20 protein-coding genes and 2 pseudogenes are annotated in these 24,271 nt (G+C 42.1%); 12 read left to right on the forward strand and 10 right to left on the reverse strand.

What is annotated here, in order from left to right; all coding sequences use genetic code 11:
- Nucleotides 1-18 precede the first annotated feature (18 nt).
- The 3 genes from queC to FTV08_RS00450 all read left to right on the forward strand — a co-directional run bounded on the left by queC (nucleotide 19) and on the right by FTV08_RS00450 (nucleotide 1,657).
- A complete protein-coding gene (queC, locus tag FTV08_RS00440) occupies nucleotides 19-687 on the forward strand; it encodes a 7-cyano-7-deazaguanine synthase QueC (RefSeq protein WP_005097579.1) in 669 nt (222 codons plus the stop codon).
- A gap of 16 nt (nucleotides 688-703) precedes the next feature.
- On the forward strand, nucleotides 704-1,117 hold the full coding sequence (locus FTV08_RS00445) for a hypothetical protein (protein ID WP_180086203.1): 414 nt from the start codon (nucleotides 704-706) through the stop codon (nucleotides 1,115-1,117).
- A gap of 81 nt (nucleotides 1,118-1,198) precedes the next feature.
- Nucleotides 1,199-1,657: a peroxiredoxin gene (locus FTV08_RS00450; RefSeq protein WP_004731690.1), complete on the forward strand. Its 459-nt coding sequence runs from the start codon at nucleotides 1,199-1,201 to the stop codon at nucleotides 1,655-1,657.
- A gap of 86 nt (nucleotides 1,658-1,743) precedes the next feature.
- On the opposite strand, the gene FTV08_RS00455 is transcribed toward FTV08_RS00450, so the two are convergent.
- Entirely contained in the window at nucleotides 1,744-2,307 is a 564-nt protein-coding gene (locus tag FTV08_RS00455; RefSeq protein WP_180086205.1) for a YceI family protein, read from the reverse strand.
- A 409-nt stretch (nucleotides 2,308-2,716) separates the two neighbouring features.
- Entirely contained in the window at nucleotides 2,717-3,322 is a 606-nt protein-coding gene (locus tag FTV08_RS00460) for a LysE/ArgO family amino acid transporter (RefSeq protein ID WP_005103823.1), read from the reverse strand.
- Between the two features lie 103 nt (nucleotides 3,323-3,425).
- Between FTV08_RS00460 and FTV08_RS00465 the strand changes: the two genes are divergently transcribed.
- Nucleotides 3,426-4,331 carry a LysR family transcriptional regulator ArgP gene (locus FTV08_RS00465; protein WP_071850387.1) on the forward strand — a complete coding sequence of 302 codons (906 nt, stop codon included), beginning with the start codon at nucleotides 3,426-3,428 and terminating at the stop codon, nucleotides 4,329-4,331.
- Between the two features lie 5 nt (nucleotides 4,332-4,336).
- Here the strand turns inward: FTV08_RS00465 and FTV08_RS00470 are convergent, their stop codons facing one another.
- Nucleotides 4,337-4,906, reverse strand: coding sequence for a nicotinate-nicotinamide nucleotide adenylyltransferase (locus tag FTV08_RS00470; RefSeq protein WP_180086207.1), 570 nt, complete (start codon nucleotides 4,904-4,906; stop codon nucleotides 4,337-4,339).
- A 103-nt stretch (nucleotides 4,907-5,009) separates the two neighbouring features.
- On the opposite strand from FTV08_RS00470, the gene FTV08_RS00475 reads away from it, so the two are divergent.
- Entirely contained in the window at nucleotides 5,010-5,810 is an 801-nt protein-coding gene (locus tag FTV08_RS00475) for an enoyl-CoA hydratase-related protein (RefSeq protein ID WP_004731699.1), read from the forward strand.
- A 71-nt stretch (nucleotides 5,811-5,881) separates the two neighbouring features.
- Nucleotides 5,882-6,676: a nitroreductase family protein gene (locus FTV08_RS00480; protein WP_180086209.1), complete on the forward strand. Its 795-nt coding sequence runs from the start codon at nucleotides 5,882-5,884 to the stop codon at nucleotides 6,674-6,676.
- Between the two features lie 227 nt (nucleotides 6,677-6,903).
- Here FTV08_RS00480 and FTV08_RS00485 read toward each other — a convergent pair whose 3' ends face one another.
- The 3 genes and pseudogenes from FTV08_RS00485 to FTV08_RS00495 form a co-directional block, all read right to left on the reverse strand.
- Nucleotides 6,904-8,373 carry a carotenoid oxygenase family protein gene (locus FTV08_RS00485; protein ID WP_180086211.1) on the reverse strand — a complete coding sequence of 490 codons (1,470 nt, stop codon included), beginning with the start codon at nucleotides 8,371-8,373 and terminating at the stop codon, nucleotides 6,904-6,906.
- Between the two features lie 140 nt (nucleotides 8,374-8,513).
- Complete coding sequence (locus FTV08_RS00490) at nucleotides 8,514-8,831, reverse strand: NGG1p interacting factor NIF3 (RefSeq protein WP_180086213.1); 318 nt, start codon at nucleotides 8,829-8,831, stop codon at nucleotides 8,514-8,516.
- A gap of 17 nt (nucleotides 8,832-8,848) precedes the next feature.
- Nucleotides 8,849-9,730 (reverse strand): annotated as a pseudogene (locus FTV08_RS00495) (LysR substrate-binding domain-containing protein).
- 170 nt (nucleotides 9,731-9,900) lie between these two features.
- Here FTV08_RS00495 and FTV08_RS00500 point away from each other — a divergent pair.
- Nucleotides 9,901-11,643, forward strand: a pseudogene (locus tag FTV08_RS00500) (FAD-dependent oxidoreductase).
- Nucleotides 11,644-11,685: 42 nt separating this feature from the next.
- On the opposite strand, the gene FTV08_RS16145 reads toward FTV08_RS00500, so the two are convergent.
- The 3 genes from FTV08_RS16145 to purL form a co-directional block, all read right to left on the reverse strand.
- Complete coding sequence (locus FTV08_RS16145; RefSeq protein ID WP_004645654.1) at nucleotides 11,686-11,811, reverse strand: KGW motif small protein; 126 nt, start codon at nucleotides 11,809-11,811, stop codon at nucleotides 11,686-11,688.
- A gap of 286 nt (nucleotides 11,812-12,097) precedes the next feature.
- Nucleotides 12,098-12,841: an abortive infection family protein gene (locus FTV08_RS00505; RefSeq protein ID WP_180086215.1), complete on the reverse strand. Its 744-nt coding sequence runs from the start codon at nucleotides 12,839-12,841 to the stop codon at nucleotides 12,098-12,100.
- A 120-nt stretch (nucleotides 12,842-12,961) separates the two neighbouring features.
- Nucleotides 12,962-16,795 (reverse strand): phosphoribosylformylglycinamidine synthase, encoded by a 3,834-nt coding sequence (gene purL, locus FTV08_RS00510; protein WP_180086217.1) that lies wholly within the window; start codon nucleotides 16,793-16,795, stop codon nucleotides 12,962-12,964.
- A gap of 1,304 nt (nucleotides 16,796-18,099) precedes the next feature.
- Between purL and FTV08_RS00515 the strand changes: the two genes are divergently transcribed.
- The 5 genes from FTV08_RS00515 to ruvB all read left to right on the forward strand — a co-directional run bounded on the left by FTV08_RS00515 (nucleotide 18,100) and on the right by ruvB (nucleotide 23,370).
- Nucleotides 18,100-19,737: a hypothetical protein gene (locus FTV08_RS00515; protein WP_004731722.1), complete on the forward strand. Its 1,638-nt coding sequence runs from the start codon at nucleotides 18,100-18,102 to the stop codon at nucleotides 19,735-19,737.
- Nucleotides 19,738-19,748: 11 nt separating this feature from the next.
- Nucleotides 19,749-19,880, forward strand: a complete 132-nt coding sequence (locus tag FTV08_RS16090) for a putative transporter small subunit (RefSeq protein WP_004645659.1) — start codon at nucleotides 19,749-19,751, stop codon at nucleotides 19,878-19,880.
- A gap of 196 nt (nucleotides 19,881-20,076) precedes the next feature.
- Nucleotides 20,077-21,417 carry a deoxyguanosinetriphosphate triphosphohydrolase gene (locus FTV08_RS00520; protein WP_180086219.1) on the forward strand — a complete coding sequence of 447 codons (1,341 nt, stop codon included), beginning with the start codon at nucleotides 20,077-20,079 and terminating at the stop codon, nucleotides 21,415-21,417.
- Nucleotides 21,418-21,534: 117 nt separating this feature from the next.
- Nucleotides 21,535-22,137: a Holliday junction branch migration protein RuvA gene (gene ruvA, locus FTV08_RS00525; protein ID WP_180086221.1), complete on the forward strand. Its 603-nt coding sequence runs from the start codon at nucleotides 21,535-21,537 to the stop codon at nucleotides 22,135-22,137.
- Between the two features lie 225 nt (nucleotides 22,138-22,362).
- The gene (gene ruvB, locus FTV08_RS00530; RefSeq protein WP_180086223.1) at nucleotides 22,363-23,370 is read left to right on the forward strand and encodes a Holliday junction branch migration DNA helicase RuvB; all 1,008 of its coding nucleotides are present in this window, start codon (nucleotides 22,363-22,365) and stop codon (nucleotides 23,368-23,370) included.
- 20 nt (nucleotides 23,371-23,390) lie between these two features.
- Here the strand turns inward: ruvB and FTV08_RS00535 are convergent, their stop codons facing one another.
- Nucleotides 23,391-24,167, reverse strand: coding sequence for a hypothetical protein (locus FTV08_RS00535; RefSeq protein WP_180086225.1), 777 nt, complete (start codon nucleotides 24,165-24,167; stop codon nucleotides 23,391-23,393).
- Nucleotides 24,168-24,271 lie beyond the last annotated feature (104 nt).

The raw sequence follows: 24,271 nt of genomic DNA on the forward strand, positions 1-24,271 counted from the left end.
TTTTTGGAGAATCAGCTTATGCGCCCTCGTGCCATTGTCCTGTTATCTGGCGGATTAGACTCAACCACATGTCTGGCTTGGGCGCAGGCACGCTATGAATGTATCGCACTTAGTTTTCGATATGGTCAGCGTTCAACGACCGAGCTGGATGCAGCAAAAGCCTTAACGCAACGTGCGGGTGTGGAACATCGAGTGATCAATATCGATTTGGGTAATCTGGGTGGCTCAGCCCTTACCGATCATAGTATTGAGGTGCCCGACCATGAACAGGCTGGTATTCCGATTACCTATGTTCCTGCACGTAATACTATCTTCTTGTCTTACGCCTTAGCAGCAGCTGAAGTGTTCGAAGCTGAAGCGATTGTCATCGGAATTAATGCGGTTGATTACTCCGGTTATCCAGATTGCCGTCCGGAATTTATTGACGCATTTGCCAACATGGCACGCCTTGCAACCAAGGTCGGCGTAGAGGGTCAGGCGCTCAAATTTGAAACACCTTTGTTACATTTATCCAAAGCAAATATTATTCGCTTAGGTATTGAACATGGCGTAGACTACAGTCAAACGGTGTCATGCTATCAAGCAGATGACCAAGGACGTGCCTGTGGCAAATGCGACAGTTGTCGTTTACGTAAACAGGGTTTTGCGGACGCAGGTGTTGAAGACCCGACACGTTATATACCGTAATAACAAGGTAGAGTTTATGAAGAATTTAAAATCAAGCATCGTGCTTTCAGCAATTGTTTCAGCTGCTGCTATGTTCGCAACTACGGCTCAAGCGGCTGATGACAAATTACAACAAGCTTATAAAAGCACCAATGTAAAATCTGCATTGATCAATGTTTGTAAAAATGAAACTGGCAAAAGCAAAAAATTGACATCTGCTGAAGTCAGCAAATATTGTGGTTGTGCTATTGAAGCAGATAGCAAATTAACCAATGCACAAAAATGGGAAATTCAAAGCACTATTAACCAGAAGAAAAGCCCAGGCACTTTAGCTTTTGTACAGAAGCAGAATAAAGATCTTCAAGCATGCTTTGGTCCACAGTTAACAGGCAAACTGAAAACTTTGACTGAAGAAGCAATGAAATCAGCTCAAGCGGCACCAAAGAAATAAGATCTGATTATTCTTTGATAAAATAAGCCACTATAATGTGGCTTATTTTTTTGAAAAAATTTAAAGAAAACAGGAGTTTTTATGTCTGAAATTAGTTTGCTTGACCAGAATTTTCCTGCGACGACAGGCGAAATCAATTTAACCCAGTTGAATACAGAATGGCTGGTGATTTATTTTTATCCTAAAGATTCTACGCCAGGCTGTACGACTCAGGCAGTTGGCTTTTCCTGTTTAAAAGATCAGTTCGATGCTTTAAACACCACAATTCTTGGCGTATCACGTGATTCGGTAAAAGCGCATCAGAACTTTACTGAAAAGCAAAATTTGAGTATCAATCTGATCAGCGATAAAGAAGAAGTGTTGTGCAATCACTTTGATGTGATTAAAGAAAAGAACATGTATGGCAAACAAGTAATGGGCATTGAGCGTTCAACTTTTATTTTCCATAATGGCCAACTGGTCAAAGAATACCGTAAGGTCAAAGCAGCAGGTCATGCAGAACAAGTTCTGGAAGATTTAAAAGCCTTGCAAGCTGCTTAATTGCATGCTTGTGTATAAATAGAAGCTCGAACCATTCGGGCTTTTTTTACAATAACTTTCATATCATCAAGTATTTTATATTTCCCCTAGTTCATTTCACACTGTCCTGATAGATGAAGATTCACTTTATCCCCTACGCCGGCAATTCCTTTTTTCATACCAAAATCCCTACGGTTAATCACGGCAGATGCCTGAACATCAAGCAGGTTGGCATTCGACATACTGGGTTTAAAGGTTGTTTCAAAAATCACAGGCTTGGTCACACCACGCAGGGTTAAATAACCTAAAACATTGTATTTGCCATTTCCCAAGTCTTTAAACTGGATACTTTTAAAAATTACAGTCTTATATTTTTCTACATAAAACAGGTCTTCGCCCAAAATCATATGTTTAAATAGCGGCTTACTAAAGCTTAAACTTTCCACATCCATGACCAGATGAGTTGAGGCATTTTGCGGTGCTTTAACGTCAAACTGCATCGTGGATTGAACCTGATTGAACTTGGCTTTAACTACAGTAAGACCCATCGACTTAATCTCAAAACCGACATCACTTTTGGGAGTTAAGGTCCATGATCTTGCAAAAGACTGACTGGTCAAAGCTAAACAGATCGCTAGGCTAGCGAGCCCAGTTTTTATTATTGTTTTCAATTTTAAATCCACCTTGTTTAATTTCTTATTGATCGGATTTAAGTACACCGCTTAATCTGAAACTAAACTTTCTTGTTTTTGAGCGAACAGGTTTTCGTTATTTTTATACCAGTTTATTGAAGTTTTTGTAAAATCATTCATGACTAACGGACAAAATACTTGCTTTGATTTTTCTCTAATAAGTGGCCCTGCTAGCCTAGCAGGAGACTGGTTTCCTCTTATAAAATTTTGATTTTATAAATTTTTTATACAAACCAGATCGTTGATTTTAAGCTCAATTTATATTGGAAATATCCATGTGCTTGCAGCACTGAAAAGAGTTGTTTTCTACGCTGCCTATTCACGATCACTATCTAAAATGACACGCTTAGACAACTCTTAACCGATCTATCAGCTTTCGTAGCCTGAATCAAATACTGAGAATTAATGACACTGCGACGCCCCACATGGTACAGGCAATAATAGCATCCAGTATTTTCCATGCTTTTGGATGTTGGAACCAAGGCGTCAGTATCTTTGCCCCATATCCCAAACTAAAGAAGAAAAACCAGGAAGCACAGACAGCGCCTAAAGCAAACCACCATTTTCCTAAGGCGTATTGAGTTGAAATTGATCCAATCAATATGACTGTGTCTAAGTAAACATGCGGATTTAGCCAGGTAAAAGCCAAGCAGATCATCAGTACTTGTAGAAAATGCTCTGTTAGCTGATCACTTGGTGCCAAAACCTCTGTTGATTTAAATGCGCTGATCGCATGGTGCAAACCATAATAAAATAGGAATCCTGCGCCAATATATTTAGAAAATATAACAATATCCGGATAATGTTCAATAACGCGCGCAAAGCCCAGTACGCCAAGCAGAATTAAAATGGAATCAGACAAGGCACAAATCACACAGACCCAGAACACATGCTGCTGTTTTAAACCTTGTTTTAATACAAAAGCATTCTGTGCACCGATACTGACAATCAGGCTCATTCCCACAGCAAAACCACTCATCATATAACTGAACATCACATTCCCCTTTTTCGAATAAATGAATTATTGAACAAAATGAGTGCGATTAATTAAAACTAAGTTAATATCAATTTAACTAAATTATTTTTAGATAATAGAAATGCTGAATGCGAAACAATGTGATGCTTTTTATGCAGTTGCAAAAACGGGAAGTTTCGATCTGGCTGCCGAGCAGCTAAATATTACTGCTTCGGCAGTGACCCTTCGTGTTCAAAGTCTGGAAAAAAAATTGGGACAATTGCTTCTGGTCAGAGATCGGCCTTGCCGCGTGACCCAATCCGGGCAAACTTTATTGCATTATTTACAGCATCAACGTTTGCTAGAACAGAATCTGATGCAGGATCTGGGTGGACAGCTGCAACATGAAGGTTTCTACTGCCTGAATATTGCCACCAATGCTGATTCACTCGCGACCTGGCTATTACCAACCTTACAAACCCAGCTGATCCAGCATAAAATTGTGCTGCATTTTCAGGTAGATGATCAATCACAGACTCATCATCTGTTAGAAGCAGGTCTCGTCAATGCCTGTTTGAGTACTGAAGCCAAGGCAATGAAAGGTTGCCGGGCTGAGTTGATCGGACAGATGCAGTATCGTCTGGTCGCCACCCCTGACTTTTCCCGAAACTGGTTTCATCAAGGGGTACATCGGGATGCGCTACGCCTTGCCCCTGCCATTATTTTTAATGAAAAAGACCAACTCCATACCCAATTTATTCAGCACGAATTTGGCCTGAACCTTGCTCAATATCCTCATTTCTTTATTCCATCGACCCATGCGTTTTTTGATGCGATTGTCATGGGTCTAGGATATGGCTGGCTGCCGGACTATCAAACCAGGGATTTGCTGGAGTCAGGTGAACTGCTTGAACTTTCGAGTGAGATGCGAATTGAAGTACCCTTGTATTGGCATCACTGGAAAGAACAGTCGTCTGCCCTGGAAATTTTAGGCGAATGTTTGAAACAGCATGCTCAAACTACCATGAATCAACCCATAACAACCTGATACTTTTAAACTAGATTGGTTTTATCATTCTGGGCAAATTTTTCACTGAGTTTCTGATAGGTCGTGGTTTTTTGGAAATTCTCTAGAAAATCAATTGTGCCTTGTGGAAATTTATCCCGTTGAATTTCGCCACGATAATAAGCTTCACGCATCGGCGTGGCGGATAAGGCATCTTCAAGACTGTCAAGTTCGACCATTTCCCATTCTGGAAAAAACTTTAAATAATAAGAAGAATCATCTTTAAAGTGCCCAATCAGCCCAACTTTGGCATCCGGTTCAATAACCTGATTCACCAGCGATTTCACCAGTTTTTGCCATTTTTCATCATTATAAACATCAATGACTTCTACAAATTTGATCCGAGCCCGATCTTCTGGACTAAAATTTGACAGGATCATGGCTTCACGCTCCGAAGCCAAGAATGGATTTTTGATATTGCGTTCATTTTGCGCAGAGCCGAGAGCCAAAATCACATGTTGACTGTGTTGCAGGGCAATGTTAATCGTTTGCATGTGTGCCAGATGAAAAGGCTGAAAACGGCCAATGAAAACCAGATAATCAAATGTATAGTTCATAAGGGATCAGTTTTTTATGACTCATGAGTTGTGCTGTCCCAATAAATATGCGACATAATCATTCCCATAAAATCAAATTAAGTTTTAAAGCAAGGATAGTACGATGACACTGAGCTGTATTCAACAACCTCATGAGCATTTGAATGCGAATTTAGAACATGGTGTACTCACTTTAGCCATCAATCGCCCGGAAGCGAAAAATGCGTTATATAGCGAGCTGTATCTCTGGATTGCGAAAGCCTTGGATGAAGCTGATCAGGCACCTGAAGTTCGTGTAGTTGTATTACGTGGTCAGGATGCAGACTTTAGTGCGGGCAATGATATGCAGGATTTTATGAAATCTGCTGCGAAGAAAGGTCAGGCACCCGCCGCTGAAGGCCCACCGTTTGTTTTACTGAAATCTGCTGCAAAATTTTCCAAGCCATTGATTGCAGCCGTGCGTGGTGTTGCAATCGGCATTGGCGTGACGATCTTACTGCATTGTGATCTGGTCTATAGTGACAATACCGCCCTGTTCCAGATTCCATTTGTCAGTCTGGGTCTATCGCCTGAAGGTGCTTCAAGCAAGCTGTTGATTCAGCAAGCGGGTTATCATAAAGCGGCCGAATTATTGCTGACTGCGCAAAAATTCAATAGCGAAAAAGCACTCGACGCAGGTCTGGTGAATAGCATTGAAGAAGATGTTTATACTAAAGCAGCAGCACAAGCTGCCCAGCTCTCTGCCCTGCCATTGGCATCACTGGTGCAATCTAAAGCCTTGATGAAACATAATGTGAATGAAATTGTGGAATGGATTGACCATGAAGCAGAAATTTTCATGCAGCGTGTTGGCTCGCCAGAAATGCTGGAAGCGGTTCAAGCCTTTATGCAAAAACGTAAACCTGATTTCACACAATTCAACTAATTTTCAAACTTATGAGTTCAACGAGGTGGTTTAGACTGCCTCAATCTTTTATTTTTCCAAGAATCTGAAGTATGCCAAATCAAAACTCCCAAACCTCTTCCCAAACAACAGATAGTTTAAATCCAGAAAAGAAACGTTATTACGAACCTGCACCTCAAGATATAGATATAGGTAATTTTCGTAAGGTGATTGAAAGCCGACGTTCGGTGCGTAAATTTACCAAAAAGCCAATTCCCGTTGAAGTGCTGGATGCCTGTCTAGATCTGGCATTGTTGGCACCAAATTCATCGAACTTGCAGCCTTGGACTTTTTATGTGGTACAAAATCCGGGCAAGAAAAAAAGTCTGGTCAAAGCCTGTATGAGTCAACTGGCAGCTAAAACAGCTTCTGAGCTAATTGTCTGTATCGCACGTACCGACCGTATTGATGAAATGGCAAAACGTAATGTGAATGAATTTCCATTTCCAGAAGCTCCGCCCGCGATTAAGAAATACTATAAATATATTCCCTACAACTATAAGACTGGTTATCTGAATGCTTTTGGTAACTTTAAGAAAGTGGCTTTCAAAGTTGCCCGTACACTGGACAAACAAATGCCAGTGTCTGCTTTCAGCCCAGCTGATGCGAAACTCTGGGCAACCAAAACGACGGCGCTTGCTTGTGAAAACCTGGTCTTAGCTTTACGTGCTTATGGTTTTGACAGCTGTATGATGGAAGGTTTTGATGAGCCGATGGTTCGTGAAATTCTGAAATTAAATGATGAACAGTATCCGGTCATGGTAATTGGTGCGGGTGAACGTGCTGAGGATGGAGTATTTTTCCCACAGTACCGTTTTGATCGTGAGCTGTTTATTCAGAAGGTTTAATAGCAGCTATAGAAAAACAAAGCCTTAAGTTCTACCTCATTTGGTGATATGGATATCGCGCTTAGGCAGAGATTCAAGAATGAATTTCTGCCTAACACATAATTTTGCTTATCCTATGCAATATATTTTTCGTTCTTTAAAGCCCTATCAGCCTGCAAACAGAGAGTGAAGTCTTCACGCTATATGAAGGCTATGCCATCTTAAAAATGCCAGTAAATAATCAAAACCTATGAATAGTGGGTTCTCAATTTCCAATAATCAATCCAGTTACAATGAAACCCGACGGGTACACGTACCGGTAAATGAATGGTTGCAATCGGCCCTTCAGTCATATGCTGTGCATCCAGAATCACTACCCTAGATGGACTATCATCTAAAGCATGAACATAAGACATCAGCCAGCCATCATTTTCAGCTTGAGCACCTTCCCGTGCGACGAATATCACCTCTCCTGTTACCCAGTTTTCTCCAAAAGAATAGCTTTCTGAATTGCCAGTTTCCACATCATGGCTCAAAAGAGTATTGCTGCTGACATGAGAAGGATCGTCAAACTCGCCAAAGGAAATAGTGTAGACATAGCGATAAGGCCGACCTGTATAAGCTTCATTAATCCGTGGGAATTCCTGTTTCATCTCGGATAATATCGTCCGAACCACTTTTCCAGTACCGTGTTCAAAAATGAATCGTTCTAGCCGAATATCCTGATCTTCAATCGGTCCCTGAATCGAACTGACCAATGCTTTGGAGTGCACCACCGCATCCATAACCACATCACCAGAATCCAGCTCATAAGCATTCACGGTATGAAAAATAAAACAGGGATCAATCTCATACCAGCGAATATCTATTGCCTTACCGCCAAAAGGCAATATACCCATGCGTGCCTGCCGTTTTGGATTCCATTGATATGGCAATATTGAACCCTTTAAAGCACTGCGTACAGAAAAGTTCACATTCAGGTCCAGAATCAGCACCTGAGATCTGGTAATGGCACAATCATGAATCATCGGACCATGTTTCACTGGAATGTCGACGTGATGTTTCAACTTACCTTTTGAATCTATCAGCAAATAAAAAACTTTGTTCTGACTTAAAGCATCATAACAAACTGCATGAATATCGCCGGTTTCAGGATCAATATGCGGATGGGCAGTAAATGGCAGATCCTGATCATCTTCAAACAAATGATGTCGTTTTGACTCCAGTGCAGCATTCAACTCAACTGGATAAGCTCCCGCTTCTACCAGTGCCCAGATTTTTCCGGCAAAGTGGATAACATTGGTATTGACTGCATCCGCGACACCTCGGGTTTTACCTGGAATTTGTGGTCGATGAAGTTTTTTCTGCACACTGGCAGAACCGATATAACTGCTTTTATACCAATGTGCCTCGCCACCCTTCAGTCTGAGCGCATGCAACATACCATCGCCCGTAAACCAGTGATAGTTGCGTGGGTTTTTAACATTAATAGGATTTGGACCAATCCGCATTAATGCGCCATCCAGTTCTGCAGGAATTTGCCCTTCAACCTTTAAATTTGTGGAAAAGTGTTCCTGCCGCTCTGGTGCAAATATACCTTCCAGATAGGGATTATCCGCTGAATATGGAATGCGCTGATGCAGGATTTCTGCCCCATACTGGATAGATTTGCTGAGGGCATTCTTAAGCACGCTGCTCAGCGGTTTTGGCCACGGCATTGTTATTTTCCTTATTATATTTTTTCTTTGGATTATTCTGGCAGAGATGATAATAACAAAAACAGGTTGGATGGTTTCTGAATCTAGACTAACGGCGCGCCAAGTCAAACGCGCCGCAGCAGAGCATCAATTTTATAATTTTAGACTTTGATATCCAGAAGTTGAATAAACTCAAAAGCTGGCTCTTCATAAGGATGGCTTTCTTTCAGCGCCTTGGCCACATCGACTGCCTTTTCATCAGGCACCAGAATTTCTACCCGCCATTCTTCCACCTGTTCCAGTTTACCCACTTCACCAATATGAGGATCTGCACCTTCCTGCGGCTTAAACTGTCCGGTTCCTAAAACCTGCCAGGCACAGTCCGTATACTCACCAATGCCGCCTGCCCCTGCTGCAAATATCGCATTCTTGGTGTCTTCCAAATTTTCATCCGGTACGTAATAAATCAGCTTTAACATATATTCCTTCCTGCAATTCAGATACTTGTCGTATTGTTAAGGGCTTGGGTAATCATCTTCAATGCAGGATTTTGGGAATTCTTGTTAAATGTTGCATACAAGCCCAGTTTTGGCAGTGCCTGATCAGTCTGGACAATTTTCACATGATCATTCAAAAACCGCAGTAAATATTCAGGCGCAAAACTAAAGCCCATTCCCATATTGGTCAGATTGATGTGTTGCAAGACATTTGTCACCCACAACAGCTGTTCATGCTCAAGCTGATCAATGCAGAGTAGTCTATCCAGCTTTTCATAAAATACTGGTGAAGCATTCTGCTCACACATAATTATATTATGGTTTTTTAGTTCCTGTAATTTCAGGATTCGATCTGTAGAATGTAAGTGCTGAGCGGCTATCAGATAAATTTGCTCGGTTAATAAATGAATATTCTCAAAATCTGGATGGTCCAGATGAAAGCGGGTAATACATAAATCCAGTTCAGCATTTTTTAGCCACTGAATCTGTTCCATACAGGTCAGGCTATGCAGATGGATTTTTAAGTCCGGCATGGTTTTTTTAAGCTGGGCCAGAATCTGTGGCATCACTTTTATTTCTGCGACATTCAGGAAGCCAATGTGAATCTGGTTATTTTTCTGCTGCGCAACCTGACGCGCTGCTGCTACTGCCAGTTTAGCATTTTCCAGTGCTTTTTCGGCATAGATCTGAAAAGCCTGCCCTTCATCGGTGAGTTTGACTTTTCTCGATGAACGATCAAACAGCATGACGCCTACTTCCTGCTCCAGATCCTTAATTTACTGGCTTAATGACGGCTGAGCGGTAAACAGTTTTTCGGCAGCCTTGGTAAAACTTTGTTGCTGCGCCACAGTAATAAAATAGCGTAAATGTCGAAGTTCCATAGCCTGCCCGGTTTCTGATCAGGTCAGCATCTTAAGATTATGACCCACGTATTGCAAATAAGAATAGGTCGATAGTTTATATGAATATCGATATATCAACAGATCCTGTTTTACTAGACTGCCTGATTATATAGATAGCTTGTTCTTCACCTATACACATGGAGTCTTGTATGACACAACACTATGACACTGATGTTCTGATCATTGGTACCGGTCCTGCAGGTTCAACATTAGGTTTGGCTTTGGCGAATTATGGTATCAAGGTACAACTGTTTACCCAGTTTAGCTGGCTGGCCAATAGTCCGCGTGCCCATATTACCAATCAGCGTGCCATGGAAGTATTACGTGATTTAGGTATTGAAGAACAGGTTAAAGAGATTGCAACACCATGGGAACAGATGGGTGAAAGCCTGATTACCACCAGTCTGGTCGGCGAAGAAATCGCCCGTTTAAGTGCATGGGGTACCGGTGATGAACGTCATGGTGACTATATCCAAGGCAGTCCATGTCCATTAGTCGATCTGATTCAGCCAAAAATGGAAGCTTTACTGGTGAAAAATGCCGGTGAACGTGGTGCAATTTATAACTTCAATACTGAATACCTGTCACATGTGCAGGACGAAGATGGCGTGACTGCTACTTTCCTGAACCGCATTACCAATACTGAATTTAGCTTAAGAGCAAAATATCTGGTGGGTATGGATGGTGCTAAATCTCGTGTATTGGAACAGCTCGGCTTGCCACTGGAAGGCGTGATGGCACGTGCCGGTACCGTCTATGTGACCTTTAAAGCTGATCTTTCTCAATACGTTCAGCACCGTCCTGCGATTCTGCAATGGATCGTGAATCCTGAAGCCAGCTTTGGCGATCTCGGTATGGGATTGTTACGTGCCATTACGCCATGGAATGAATGGATCATGGGTTGGGGCTTTGACATTTCCAAAGGCGAACCACAAGTTACTGAAGAACAGGTCCGTGCCCGCCTGAATGCTTTTGTTGGTACTGAAGTCGAAGAAGTTGAAATCCAGAAATTATCGTACTGGTATGTGAACCAGACCTGGGCCACTGAATATTCTAAAGGTCGAGTGTTCTGGGGTGGTGATGCAGTACACCGTCATCCACCATCGAGTGGCCTAGGTTCAAATACCTGCATGCAGGATGCCTTTAATCTAGGCTGGAAACTGGCATACGCGGTAAAAGGCTGGGCTGCACCTTCCCTGCTGGATTCCTATACCACCGAGCGTGCACCGGTCGGCAAGCAGATTGTAGCGCGTGCGAACCAGTCACGTTTTGATTATAAATACCTGAAAGAAGTCTTTGGTTTTGACAATGGTGTGACTACACAAAAACAAATGCTGGAACGTATTTTTTCAGAAGATGAGCAAGGTGCTGAAATCCGCAAAAAACTGTTTGAAGCTTTGGAAATTAAAAACTTCGAATTTAATGCACAAGGTGTAGAACTGAACCAGCGTTACAACTCAAATGCTTTAATTGGTGAGTCTGAGCCGGAAGTGTTTGAAAAAGATGAACAGCTTTATTTACAGGCAACGACTCGGCCAGGCGCTAAAATTCCACATACCTAGCTGATCAATGCCAAAGGTCAAAAGCAGTCCACGCTGGATATTACCGGTAAGGGTCGTTTTACTCTGCTGACAGGTTTATCGGGTAAAGGCTGGAAACAGGCAGCTGAAGCATTGAACTTACCTTATCTGGATGTGATTCAAATTGGTTCTCGTGACTACCGTGATGTGTATGGGACGTGGAACAGCAAATCTGAAATTCATGAATCTGGTGCTGTGCTGGTTCGTCCGGATGGTTATGTGGCTTGGCGTTATCAGGACAGTACTAATAAAGCTTTTGATTATGAAAATACGTTAAAGGCGGTATTGAAGCAGGTTCAATTGGTTATTTAAATTATAAAGCCACCTTAATGGGGGCTTTCTTAAAGCTGATGATCAAGAACCCTGCAGCAAGTAACTGCCCACAACGAACAATATTTGTAGTCCTACAACAATACAAAACAACATCCAGCCTTTCTGACGCATTGCCGCCTTATCCATTATTCTAAGTGTTTTAGCCATGTCATCACCTCATCTTTGAGAATTGATACTGAACCGATCTATTCCATCTTTCTTTTATAGTGCAATAAAGTTGTGCATAAAACATACCATAGCACTTTATATACAATATAAAAGCAAAATCTAAACCAACTCAGCAGGAAGAAAAAAAATTAAAAAATCAGAATGCTTAAAAAGCAAAAATCCACCAAATTGGTGGTTGAATAATCCTATGTTAGTGAATTTATTTTAATTTTTCCATACAGTAAAATTAAGATACTATTTAAAAACAATATTTATAATAAAAAATTCATTCACCTTGTTTTAATTTCCAAGATGAGAATAAAAACACGGACATTGTACCAGCCAAATTCACTGCTAATTCTGCATGTCTTGGAGAAGGTTTAAAGTTTATTTTACCTTGCCCATGAGCATCACCCACTTTATTTCTCAATGATCCTAAACCTTCAATGATGGAACTACATCCTCCGAGAATTTGTTTGAAAGTCTGCTCCGTATGTTGAGATGGAGCAAGGTTTAATTCTTTACTCACCAATCTATACAGTTGATTTATATCTGGAGCATTGCCATAACCGACTTCGTATTCATCAAGAATATATTTGCAGGTCGATTCTAAAAGTGTTCGAGCTAATGTAATCGCACCTTCGGGATCTGTACTTCTTCGCTCTAATGCTTTCTGCCATATTTGATGTATATAATCCGAGCTTAATTCAGCAATCTTCAACTGTACTACCTGATCCAATGGAGGAACATCTAGACTTTCTAATACATTAAATAATTCTTTAAATTCCGAATAAATATAATTTTCACGTTCAGCGTAAGATTCAAAATCCCACTTAATCCTAGCTTCAAATTCATCTAATGTGCGTGTGTCTTTAATAAAAAATGGAATATATTCATAAAAGTTTTTAAATGTCAGTAACTCTTGTCTAAGCTGCATAAATGCCTCTGAAGAACCTTTTTCATAAGTATCAGTAGCTCTAGCTATTAGCAATTCTTGTAAAAGTAAAACTTTTTCAATTAAATCGGACATTTGAGGACTCTTTATTCATTTTTTAATCTTTTTCAATTCTATATCTAATCACCTATAAATCTATAATTTGCTTATTAAAAAAGCCCCTTTCGGGGCTTTTTTAATTCTTGATTATATCAATTAGCCAATAAATTTACGTGCATTACGGAACATACGTAACCAAGCACCGTCTTGATCCCAGTCTTCTGGTTTCCAGGAATGCTGGAGCGCGCGGAAGTTACGTTCAGGGTGCGGCATCATAATCGTTGCACGACCATCCTGAGAGGTTACACCGGTAATACCTTCTGGTGAACCGTTCGGGTTCAACGGATATTGTTCAGTTGCATTGCCATGGCTATCTACATAACGTAGAACAACCTGATTCGATGCATTCAATGCAGCAAAGTTTTCCGCCGTTGCAACTGCACGACCTTCACCATGCGCCACAGCGATCGGCAGAATCGAACCTTGCATGTCTTGTAACAATACTGAATTCGATTTTTCTACACGAACGTTCACTGCGCGCGCTTCAAATACTTCAGACGTATTGCGATGGAAACGTGGCCAAGCATCTGCACCCGGGATTAATGGAGCCAATTGCGACAACATTTGACAGCCATTACAGATACCCAGCGAGAAGGTTTCTTGACGGTTAAAGAATTTCTCAAACTGGTCACGCAATTTAGCATTGAACAATACGGATTTCGCCCAGCCGCCGCCAGCGCCCATCACGTCACCATACGAGAAGCCACCACACGTCACCAGGCCTTCAAAATCATCTAGGCTGATACGACCTGCCAGCAAGTCACTCATATGTACGTCAACGGTATTGAAGCCCACTTTATCGAAAGCTGCCGCCATTTCAATATGACCATTGACACCCTGCTCACGCAGAATTGCCATATTTGGACGACGCAAGTTAATGAACGGTGCTTCAATCGCTTCATTCAAGTCGAATGTTGGTTGGGCAATAATACCTTTGTGTGCTTTATCGGTAATTAAGGCAAATTCCTGATCCGCAGTTTGTACGTTATCACGCAGGCGCTGGATTTGATGAGAAACTTCAGTCCATGCCACTTGCAGATCAGCACGTTCAAGTACCAGACCGTTTACAGACAATTGGTCAGTAGTATTTACAGTACCAACCACTGCAATTGCATCTTTAAGCGTAGATGCTGCAACTTCAGCTTGTAGTGCCTCCCAATCTGCTTTCGCGATTTGAAGGACTGCGCCAATTTCTTCAGCAAATAAGCTTGCAGTTGATTGATCTTCTAGTGCTACACCCAGACGTGATGCGAACATCATTTCTGCAACAGTCGCTAGTAAACCACCATCACCGATGTCATGGTATGCCTTGATCAGACCACGGTTGTTCCAGTCTTGAACCAATGCGAAGAATGCCTTGAAATCATCGAAGCTATCTACATCAGGAGTCACAGAACCGATTGCTTTATACACCTGCGCCAGGATCGAACCACCTAAACGGAATTGACCTTTAGACAGATCAATACGAACCAGTACAGATTCAATATCTTTTAATTCAGGAGTCAGTGTTTTACGTACATCAGTCACTGGTGCAAATGCAGTGATTACGCCTGACATTGGAGAAGTTACAGACTTGTCTTCACCTTCGTCATTCCACGTCGTACGCATAGACAATGAGTCTTTCCCGACTGGAATCGCGATTCCGAGTGCAGGACACATTTCCATACCGATGGCTTTCACGCCTTCGAACAATGCCTGGTCTTCGCCCGGTTGACCCGCAGCAGCCATCCAGTTTGCAGACAATTTGATGTCACTGATTTTTTCAATCTTCGCAGACATGATGTTCGAGATCGATTCAGCCACAGATAAACGTGCAGAAGCAGCAGGATTCAACAAGGCTACTGGAGGACGTTCACCCATTGCCATTGCTTCACCAGTGTAACCAACAAGACTTGTTGTAGTCACAGCAGCATCCGCGACAGGAACCTGCCAGCGACCTACCATCTGGTCACGTGCCACCATACCGGTAATCGAACGGTCACCAATGGTGATCAGGAATGATTTAGAAGCCACAGTCGGGTTCTTGATCACGCGATAAATCGCATCTTTCAGATCAGTCACTTTAGACGCATCAAAGTCATCGCCTTTACGCGGAGCAGTTTCATATGAACGGCTCATACGCGGTGTACCACCAAGCATGACTTGCATTGGCATATCCACTGGCTTGTTGCCGAACAATGGATCTTCAACAGTTAAGTGACGTGCTTCAGTCGCTTCACCGAGTACTGCAAACGGACAACGTTCACGTGCACAGATCGATTCGAATAACGGTAGAGATTGTGGACGGATCGCAAGCACATAACGCTCTTGCGCTTCGTTTGACCAGATTTCCATTGGTGACATGCCTGGCTCAAGCGATGGGATCTTACGCAGATCAAGCACCGCACCAAGCTCGTGGTCATTAACTAGTTCAGGCATGGCATTCGAGATACCGCCCGCACCGACGTCATGTACAGAAACGATCGGGTTCTCATCTTCCATGCGCCAGCAAGTATCGATGACTTCCTGACAACGGCGTTCCATTTCCGGGTTTTCACGTTGTACAGAAGCGAAGTCCAGGTTTTCACCCAGTTTACCGCTGTCTACAGATGATGCAGCACCACCGCCAAGGCCGATTAGCATGGCTGGACCACCGAGTACGATTAACAAATCACCCGGTAAAATCGGATCTTTTTCAACGTGATCTGGACGGATATTTCCGTAACCACCCGCGATCATGATTGGCTTATGGAAACCTTTAACATCGCCATTGACGTTTTGTTCAAAAGTACGGAAGTAACCGTTTAAAGCTGGACGACCAAATTCGTTATTGAATGCAGCACCACCCAATGGGCCTTCAATCATGATTTGTAACGGCGATGCCATACGCGATGGTTTGCCGTAGTTTTCTTCCCAAGGCTGTTCAAAGCCTGGAATATTCAGGTTAGATACCGTAAAGCCGGTTAAACCTGCTTTCGGTTTACCACCACGACCGGTCGCGCCTTCATCACGGATTTCACCGCCTGAACCTGTCGCTGCACCGGCAAATGGCGCAATCGCAGTTGGATGGTTGTGGGTTTCCACTTTCATCAGGATGTGAGCAGCTTGGCTCTTGTATTTATAAACCTGATGGCCGTTGTCTTCTTGAGTTGGATAAAAACGCTGGGTATCTGAACCAACAATCACCGAAGCGTTATCCTTATAAGCCGACAATACATCTGTTGGTGATTCTTTATAGGTGTTCTTGATCATCTGGAACAATGATAATGGCTGAACTTCACCATCAATCGTCCATTCCGAACCGAAAATTTTATGACGGCAATGCTCAGAGTTGGCTTGCGCAAACATCATTAGTTCGATGTCATTCGGATTACGACCCAGCGTGATGAAAGCTTCAGTCAGGTAATCAATTTCGTCCATTGACAATGCAAAACCAAACTCGTTGTTGGCTCTTACCAGTGCTTCTTTACCTTCACCCAGAATATCAATCGAGTTCAGTGGTTTTGGCGCAGTTTCCACAAATAATACCGCAGCATCTTCAATCGCATTGAATACGCTTTCGGTCATACGGTCGTGAAGTACTTGCAATGCTTCTTTAGAAAGCTCTTTTACGCCCTTCAAAGTAAATAAAACGCCGCGTTCAAGTCGATGAACCGGCGTATTACAGTTTTTGAAAATGTCCGTCGCTTTAGAGGACCAAGGAGAGATGGTTCCGACGCGCGGTGTGACTAAAATCTGGATTTCATCACTTGCAGCCTGGTGCAATTCAAAAGATTGACCATCGTTGAGAAGCTGTAAAGCTGATTGCTGTTGTTGCTCGCTGAGCGCTTGGTCAAAGAGGTAGACCCATTGACTTTCAATTGATTGAACAGAACTAATTGACGTCAAACGCGATAATAGTTGAGTTTTCTTAAAAGAAGAATGTGCGGGTGCACCGGCAACGATAAACATGCTGATTTTGGCTCCACGGGATGGTCTGAACAACCATGCCACAATGTGACTTGAGAGAGCGCATATTCTACTGTGAAATAAGGAAATCGGCTAGATGCCAAAGCAGAAAACTACGCCTGAAATATCTTGGACTTTTAAAATATTTTGTTTATTTTCAGGCAAGAAAATTGAATGTAGTCGCACAGGTTATCACATTTTTTAAAAGAAAAATCAAAACCGGTTCAGAATAATTTTCTATATAAAAATTGTATTATTTTTCAACAACAATCAGTGCAAAATCAAATTCAGGTTTTATTGTCATGATCTGTCAAAGCTCCGATTTAGGCCAAAATGAAATACTTGATTACAAGATTTCATAAAGTCGTATTTTTGCAGACTGTTTTTAATTATTTTGATTGACTCTTAACTTTGACTTTTAAGATTAGAAAACTGGTTAAAGGTCTTCTGCCGTTTTCTGTACTACAAGGAACAGTTCTCCGCTGATCTCCGCCATTACAGTAACAGAGGCAAATTACTCCCCTCTATGAAAGAATAATTAATACTGAGTGGTATTTTAATCTGACATCATCTGCGGGGGAAAAACCGGACATCCATTCTCACCTTCTAAAAGAATAAAAATAAAGTTTCTTATTTGGGCCTTTTATTTTTTTATATTTGATTTTTATCTTCTCAGATCATAATTAAGCGAAATTTACTCATCTAAAAGACCAAAAAATATATCGACAAAATCCCCCACCATATCCAATATTTTGAAATTTCATCATTTATTCATGAGCTCTATTATGCGTAAAAAACACAATATAAATAGCAAAATACCACTTATATTTATGAGGAAATTTACCAGGAATTATGAGGCTTATATAAAAAAATAATCAAGAAATGATTAATAATAAAATTTTGTTACCTTTTTTATTTAATCCGTATTCTCAGGTTTTATTTAACTCGAAAAGTTTAAAATAAATATTTGTAATTGCTGAAAAAATATAGAAAATTTTCTTTTTTATTCAACTAACAGAATAACAGGCCCACACGTCTATATCAGCTAAGAATCTTACCAAATAGACACTTCATCAGTAAATTTGATGATTTTATGTTAAGCTCTAGCCGAATTGCTGAGGAATTGTCCAAATTCTGGGCCTGGCAATGGTTTTTCCTTTCTGCTGTAGAGATGAATATAAATTCTATATTCGGACACTAATTTTTTGATGTTCTATAGCTTCACTGCTCTGTCTATTTTAGAGCCTTAATCTGTCACCAATGATTTAATTTTCAAAAACAAAAGGTGACCCGCTTAAGGAGTATGTATGTTTCAATTCACTAGTACAGCAACTGTACTATTGATGGTGCTTTTCTATGGCATCACTTTTTTACTATCGTTACGTATTAAACAGAAAAATGAAAATGTTGATGGCTACATGGTCTCGAATGGCTCCATCGGATTTGGAATGTCTGCGGCCAGTATGACCGCCACCTGGATCTGGGCCGCCTCGTTTTATGCAGCAGCTTCATCCGGATATACATACGGCGTTTCCGGTGCCCTACACTATGGTTTGTGGGGTGCGCTGATGATTTTATTTATCTATCCCTTTGGCAAGCGCTTTCGTGAACTGGCGCCTAATGCCCACACCTTGGCAGAAATTATGCATGCCCGGCATGGCAACCAAAGCCAGATGATTCTGGCAGGTTCCAATATTGTGGGCAGCGTGATCAGCCTGATGGTGAACTTTACCGCCGCTGGGGCACTGGTTGAGATTTTATCTCCTTTAAGCTTTATCCATGGCGTGCTGATTACCGGTATCGGTGTGCTGTCCTATACCCTCTGGTCGGGCTTCCGTTCTTCGGTGTTTACCGATTTTGGTCAACTGGTGGCGATGATTGTCGCGGCTGTGATCATTATTCCAACCTTGTTCTTCACCTTAGGTGGACCTTCCCTGTTTCAAAGCGGGATTCATAACCTGCAACCAGAACAGCTGGATTTTTTCTCTAAAACAGCCTTTCTGGAACAAGGTGCACCGTTTTTTGTTGCCGTATTGGCCTACGCGATTGGTAATCAGACCATTGCCCAGCGCCTGTTTGCAGTCCGTGAAGATCTGATTAAGCCAAGCTTTATTACTGCAACGATTGGTTATGCTGCAATTGTTATTGGTCTAGGCATGCTTGGATTATTGGCGTTATTTGCAGGTATTCAGCCCATTGATGGCAACCTGAATAACCTGATTCCGCAAATGGCAGCGACTTATCTTTCTCCATTTATGGTCGCGCTTTTATTCATCATGGTGATTGGAGCCCTGTCTTCTACCGCTGACTCGGATCTGTCTGCCCTGTCTGCGATTGTCATGACGGACATTTATGGCAAACAGATTGCGAAAAACAGCCCTGATCCAAAGAAAATGCTATTCATTGGCCGTATGACCATGATCGTTGCCACCATGCTTGGAATTGTGATTGCCACCTTAAAGTTTGACATTTTATCGATGTTGATTTTTGTGGGTGCACTTTGGGGTTCTATTGTATTCCCGGTGATTGTTAGCCTGTATTGGGACAAGGTGAATGCCCGGGCCTTTAACTGGTCAGTGGGCCTCGCATTTTTCAGCTTTCTGATTGTACGTTTTGAATGGCTTCCGATTCAGGGATTGATCGCACTTGGCTTTGAACTCGTTGCGACCCTGGGGATTGGTGTTGTGCTGGGTCTGATGACCTTTGGTTTCTTCGGCAAGAAAGTGGGCTTGGTCGTTGGCATATTGGCCAGTATTGGCTTCATGCCATGGACCATCGGTTTCCTGCGTGAATACGGCACCTTGTTAAGCTCACTGACAGCTTATGGCAGTAGTGCGTTGGTATGTACTGTGTTGACGCTACTCTACAGCAAAGAAAAATTTGATTTTAAGCAAATCAACAAGATGGTGATTGAATTTCACCAGCTATCTGAGAAAAGTAAATAAGGAGATTTCAGATGACAAGTCAATTATTGACCCTATATGTACTTTTTTGGCCATTGGTGGCAAGCCTGGTCTTGTTCACGATTTGCCTGAATGTCTATAAAGACACACAACAGGCCAAGAAAAATGGCGAAGAGCTAATTTGATTCTTCATCCTAAACAAAAAGCAGGCCATTGAGTCTGCTTTTTTATCGTTCATTTAATGATTTTGATTTTTAATTTTCAGTCTTTTCCAGCTGACTGAAATAACAATATGCAGCATGACAATTCATGTCGCACTGCCCTAGTGCAGGAGCTAGTTTTTTGGCATGATGCAAATAGTGGATCACTGAATAATGATAAATGACTCAAATGCGTTGGTTAGAACTGCTTTCGACAGTTCGGATTGGTAGTAAAAAGCAGAGCACTGAACTGGCACGCAGCCCGTTCCATAAAGACTATGACCGTATTATTTTTTCGCAAAGCTTCAGGCAGTTAAACCGCAAAACCCAAGTCCATCCATTGACCCAGCACGATGGTATTCATACCCGTTTAACCCACTCACTAGAAGTCTCCTGTATTGGGCGTTCATTGGGTATGCTGGCTGCCGAAAAAATCAGAGATAATTTACCTGCCTGGATTTCTCCGGCTGATGTCGGTGCCATCATTCAGGCTGCCTGTCTGGCACATGATATTGGCAACCCGCCTTTTGGTCATGCCGGTGAATACGCCATTCGGGAATGGTTTGACGATGCTTCTCATACCGACTTTTTAAAAGATTTAAGTCCTGAACAGGAAGCCGATGTCCGCCAGTTTGAAGGCAATGCCCAAGGCCTGCGCCTGCTGACCAAGATCGATTATCATCCTTATGATGGCGGCATGCGCCTGACCTATGCCACACTCGGTGCCTATCTTAAATACCCGTGGCTCTCTGAGGCCATTGACCCGACTGGTAACACCCCGGCCAGTCGACGTCCAAAATTTGGTTGTTACCAGTCTGAAAAAGAGATTTTGCAGGAAATTGCTGAACAGCTAGGATTAATCCAGCTTGGTGAATATCATTATTGTCGTCATCCGCTGACCTATCTTTTAGAAGCTGCGGATGACATCTGCTATGCCCTGATTGATCTGGAAGATGGTATTAGCCTGAATATGCTCAGTTATGCCGAAGTCGAGCCAGTTTTCCTAAACTTGCTGGGAGAATATGGCACACCTGAAGAAATCAATCTGCCTAATACCACCTGGCAACAAAAAATTGCGGCCCTACGTGGCCGGGTGATGAAACGTCTGGTAGATGAAGTCACCACGGCCTTTGCCCGACATCAGCAGGAAATTCTGATGGGTCAACTGCAAGGTTCATTGCTGGGTTATTGTAGTGCCGACATTGAGATTGGCATTAACCGGGCCAAAGAACTGGCGCGAGACAAGATCTTCGAACATCCGCAAAAAGCCGGTCTGGAAATTATCGCGCATCAAAGTTTACAAACGATTCTGGATGCCTTTATTCCACTGACCACACCGCACAAAACCTTGAGCTTTAAGGAACAGCGTTTGATGGCTATTTTAAAACGCTCGGGTGCGCAGTTTAGTGCTGATCATTATGACAACATTATGCAGGTGCTAGATATTGTCTCCAAGTTTTCTGATCACCAGGCTTATAATCTGGCGCAGGAACTGCATGGCAATAAAGCCGGGTTACTCTAATGTGAACGAGCGCCTGATGATAATCTCAGCAAAATCACTGGATTTGAATGATAGAGTTTTGCCTTTATCAAAAATGCTGACTACTATGCCTGTATTAAATTTGAGTATGTATAAAAAATGATTGGATGCCTGATTGGGGAAGTGCTGGCGCTGGAAGCACCGACTGTTTTATTAAATGTAAACGGCGTAGGTTATGAGATTGACACTCCTTTAACCACTTTCTGTCAGTTGCAAAAAGGCCAGAACATTACCCTGTGGACCCATCTGGCTGTTCGTGAAGATGCCCAGTTACTTTATGGCTTTATCAATGCGCAGGAAAAAACCATTTTCCGTACCTTATTAAAGGTGAACGGCGTTGGTCCGAAAATGGCGCTTGGTATCCTTTCCACTTTAAGTGTGGAAATGCTGATCCACACCGTTGAACATGAAGATATCAATACTCTGGTCAAGGTTCCGGGGGTGGGTAAAAAGACTGCAGAACGCCTAATGATTGAATTGCGTGACCGCTTTAAAGCCATGGCTTCAAGTGCTGTGCCAAGTAATTCAACTGCACCACAGATTCAGTTTATGGGCAATTCAGCCGTGGCTGAAGCGGAAGCTGCATTACAGTCCTTGGGCTATAAGCCTGCTGAAGCACAAAAACTGGTGAATGCCGCCAAAGGCGAATTTACAGAAGCCAGCGATATTATCCGCGCTGCATTAAAGTCGATGAATAGATAAATCGTAGTCCACCATCAACCCAAATTTGATAAATGTATGGCGACAAGGATGTCGCCCGTTGAACTGGGGTGTAGGACACACCCTCAGTTCAACAAAAGATTTTTGTTACTTTTGATCTTTCAAAAGTAAAACAACGCCTACACAATGGCAACTAAACACAAATCATTATTTGAGGCTGTTTCCGCAGCATCAAACAGCTTCAATAAAGAGATTAAGTTAATAGATATGCAAGACCGTCTCATCAGTGGTTCTGAAAAACCCGAAGATCATTTTGATCGCGCCATCCGCCCGACTTCCCTCGATGACTACATCGGTCAGCCGGTGGTCCGCGAGCAGATGGAAATCTTTATTGGCGCAGCCCGTGGCCGTGAAGAAGCCCTCGATCACACCTTGATTTTTGGCCCGCCAGGTCTGGGTAAAACGACATTGGCCAATATTATTGCCCGAGAAATGGGTGGCAATCTCAAGTCAACTTCTGGCCCGGTACTAGAACGTGCTGGTGATTTGGCAGCGATGCTAACGAATCTGGAAGAAGGCGATGTCCTGTTTATTGACGAGATTCACCGTCTTTCACCCGTGATTGAAGAAATCCTGTATCCGGCGATGGAAGATTATCAACTCGATATCATGATTGGTGAAGGCCCTGCTGCGCGCTCGATTAAACTGGATTTACCTCCATTTACCTTGGTAGCAGCCACCACACGTGCCGGTCTACTCACCTCTCCGCTGCGTGACCGTTTCGGAATCGTACAGCGTTTAGAGTTTTATTCGGTTGAAGATTTAACCCACATTGTCAAACGTTCAGCCAACTTGATGGATGTACCGATGACTGGAGATGGCGCAAAAGAAATTGCCCGTCGCTCACGAGGTACACCGCGTATTGCTAACCGATTGTTACGTCGAGTTCGTGATTACGCTCAGGTCAAAGGAACGGGGGAAATCAATCAGGATATGGCCCAACGTGCTTTGGACATGCTCAAAGTCGATAAAGATGGTTTAGACACACTCGATCGTCGTTACTTGTCAATGTTGCTTGAGCGTTTTGATGGTGGTCCTGCCGGTATTGAAGCCTTGGCTGCTGCCATGGCGGAAGATTCAGGCACGCTTGAAGATGTCATTGAGCCTTACCTGATTCAGCAAGGTTATGTGATGCGAACCGCGCGTGGTCGTATTGCCACCAATATGGCGTATTTGCAGTTTGGAATGACACCACCTGAGCCGAAAGACAGATAAAATAGAGAATTAAAAGCAGCTTAGGCTGCTTTTTTATTGAATATAGATTTCAAATTTTTAATAAGAGAATCTACTACAATGTTTAGAGCTTTGAAACTATCAGCAATACCTTCTTTATCAATTACCGCGGTAATACACATGATTTGTAGCTGAGTGAGATAACGCTCAAATTCGTCCCATTCAGATACTAATTCATGATCTTCCTCTACTAACATTTTTAAATGAGTACTGATACGAGCTATTAAAGGGAATATATCATCTTCTAAATTCCTTAATTCTGAACGCACATCTTCGTATTCATTATTTTTGAACCAGTCTTTCACATCATTTAATACTAAAGCTACAGAGCCTAACAATGTAATGTATTTATGCACTAATGGTTTCAATACAGCAAGATCGTCTATTAACTTAAGTTTCCGACCTCTATAAAATTCTTCTTGTAATTCAACTCTTTTTAACTTTTCTTGACTTTCTATAAGTTGTTTAGTCATATTTCTATGAGATTCTGCTGCTTCTTTAATATCTTCACTTACTACTTTAAAAGATAGTTCTGTGAGTTGAAAACTTTTACGTCCATACCAATAAGCCAGCCAAGTTGCCAGACTACCTAAAATTAGTGCAATAATCACCGATAAAGCAAATGATGAAATCGCTGTCGTATCAGTAGAACTTACATTTAAATCAAGCGGAATCTTCTTACTTTCGGAATCAGCTTCGATGTGAGTTGCATATAAAGGCTGTTGTGGCACTGTCCATGGCAGCTGAATCATCACTTCATTATTATTTCCTTCTGCCACACGTTACCCCTTTATATTTCAAATAGATTACTTATTTATCATATTGTAAACATTTTCAAAGCATTACAAAATAAAAAGCCAACTGACCATGCCTGAATCAGTTG

The organism is Acinetobacter sp. YH12226 (assembly GCF_013417805.1).
In the GTDB taxonomy this organism is placed as follows: domain Bacteria; phylum Pseudomonadota; class Gammaproteobacteria; order Pseudomonadales; family Moraxellaceae; genus Acinetobacter.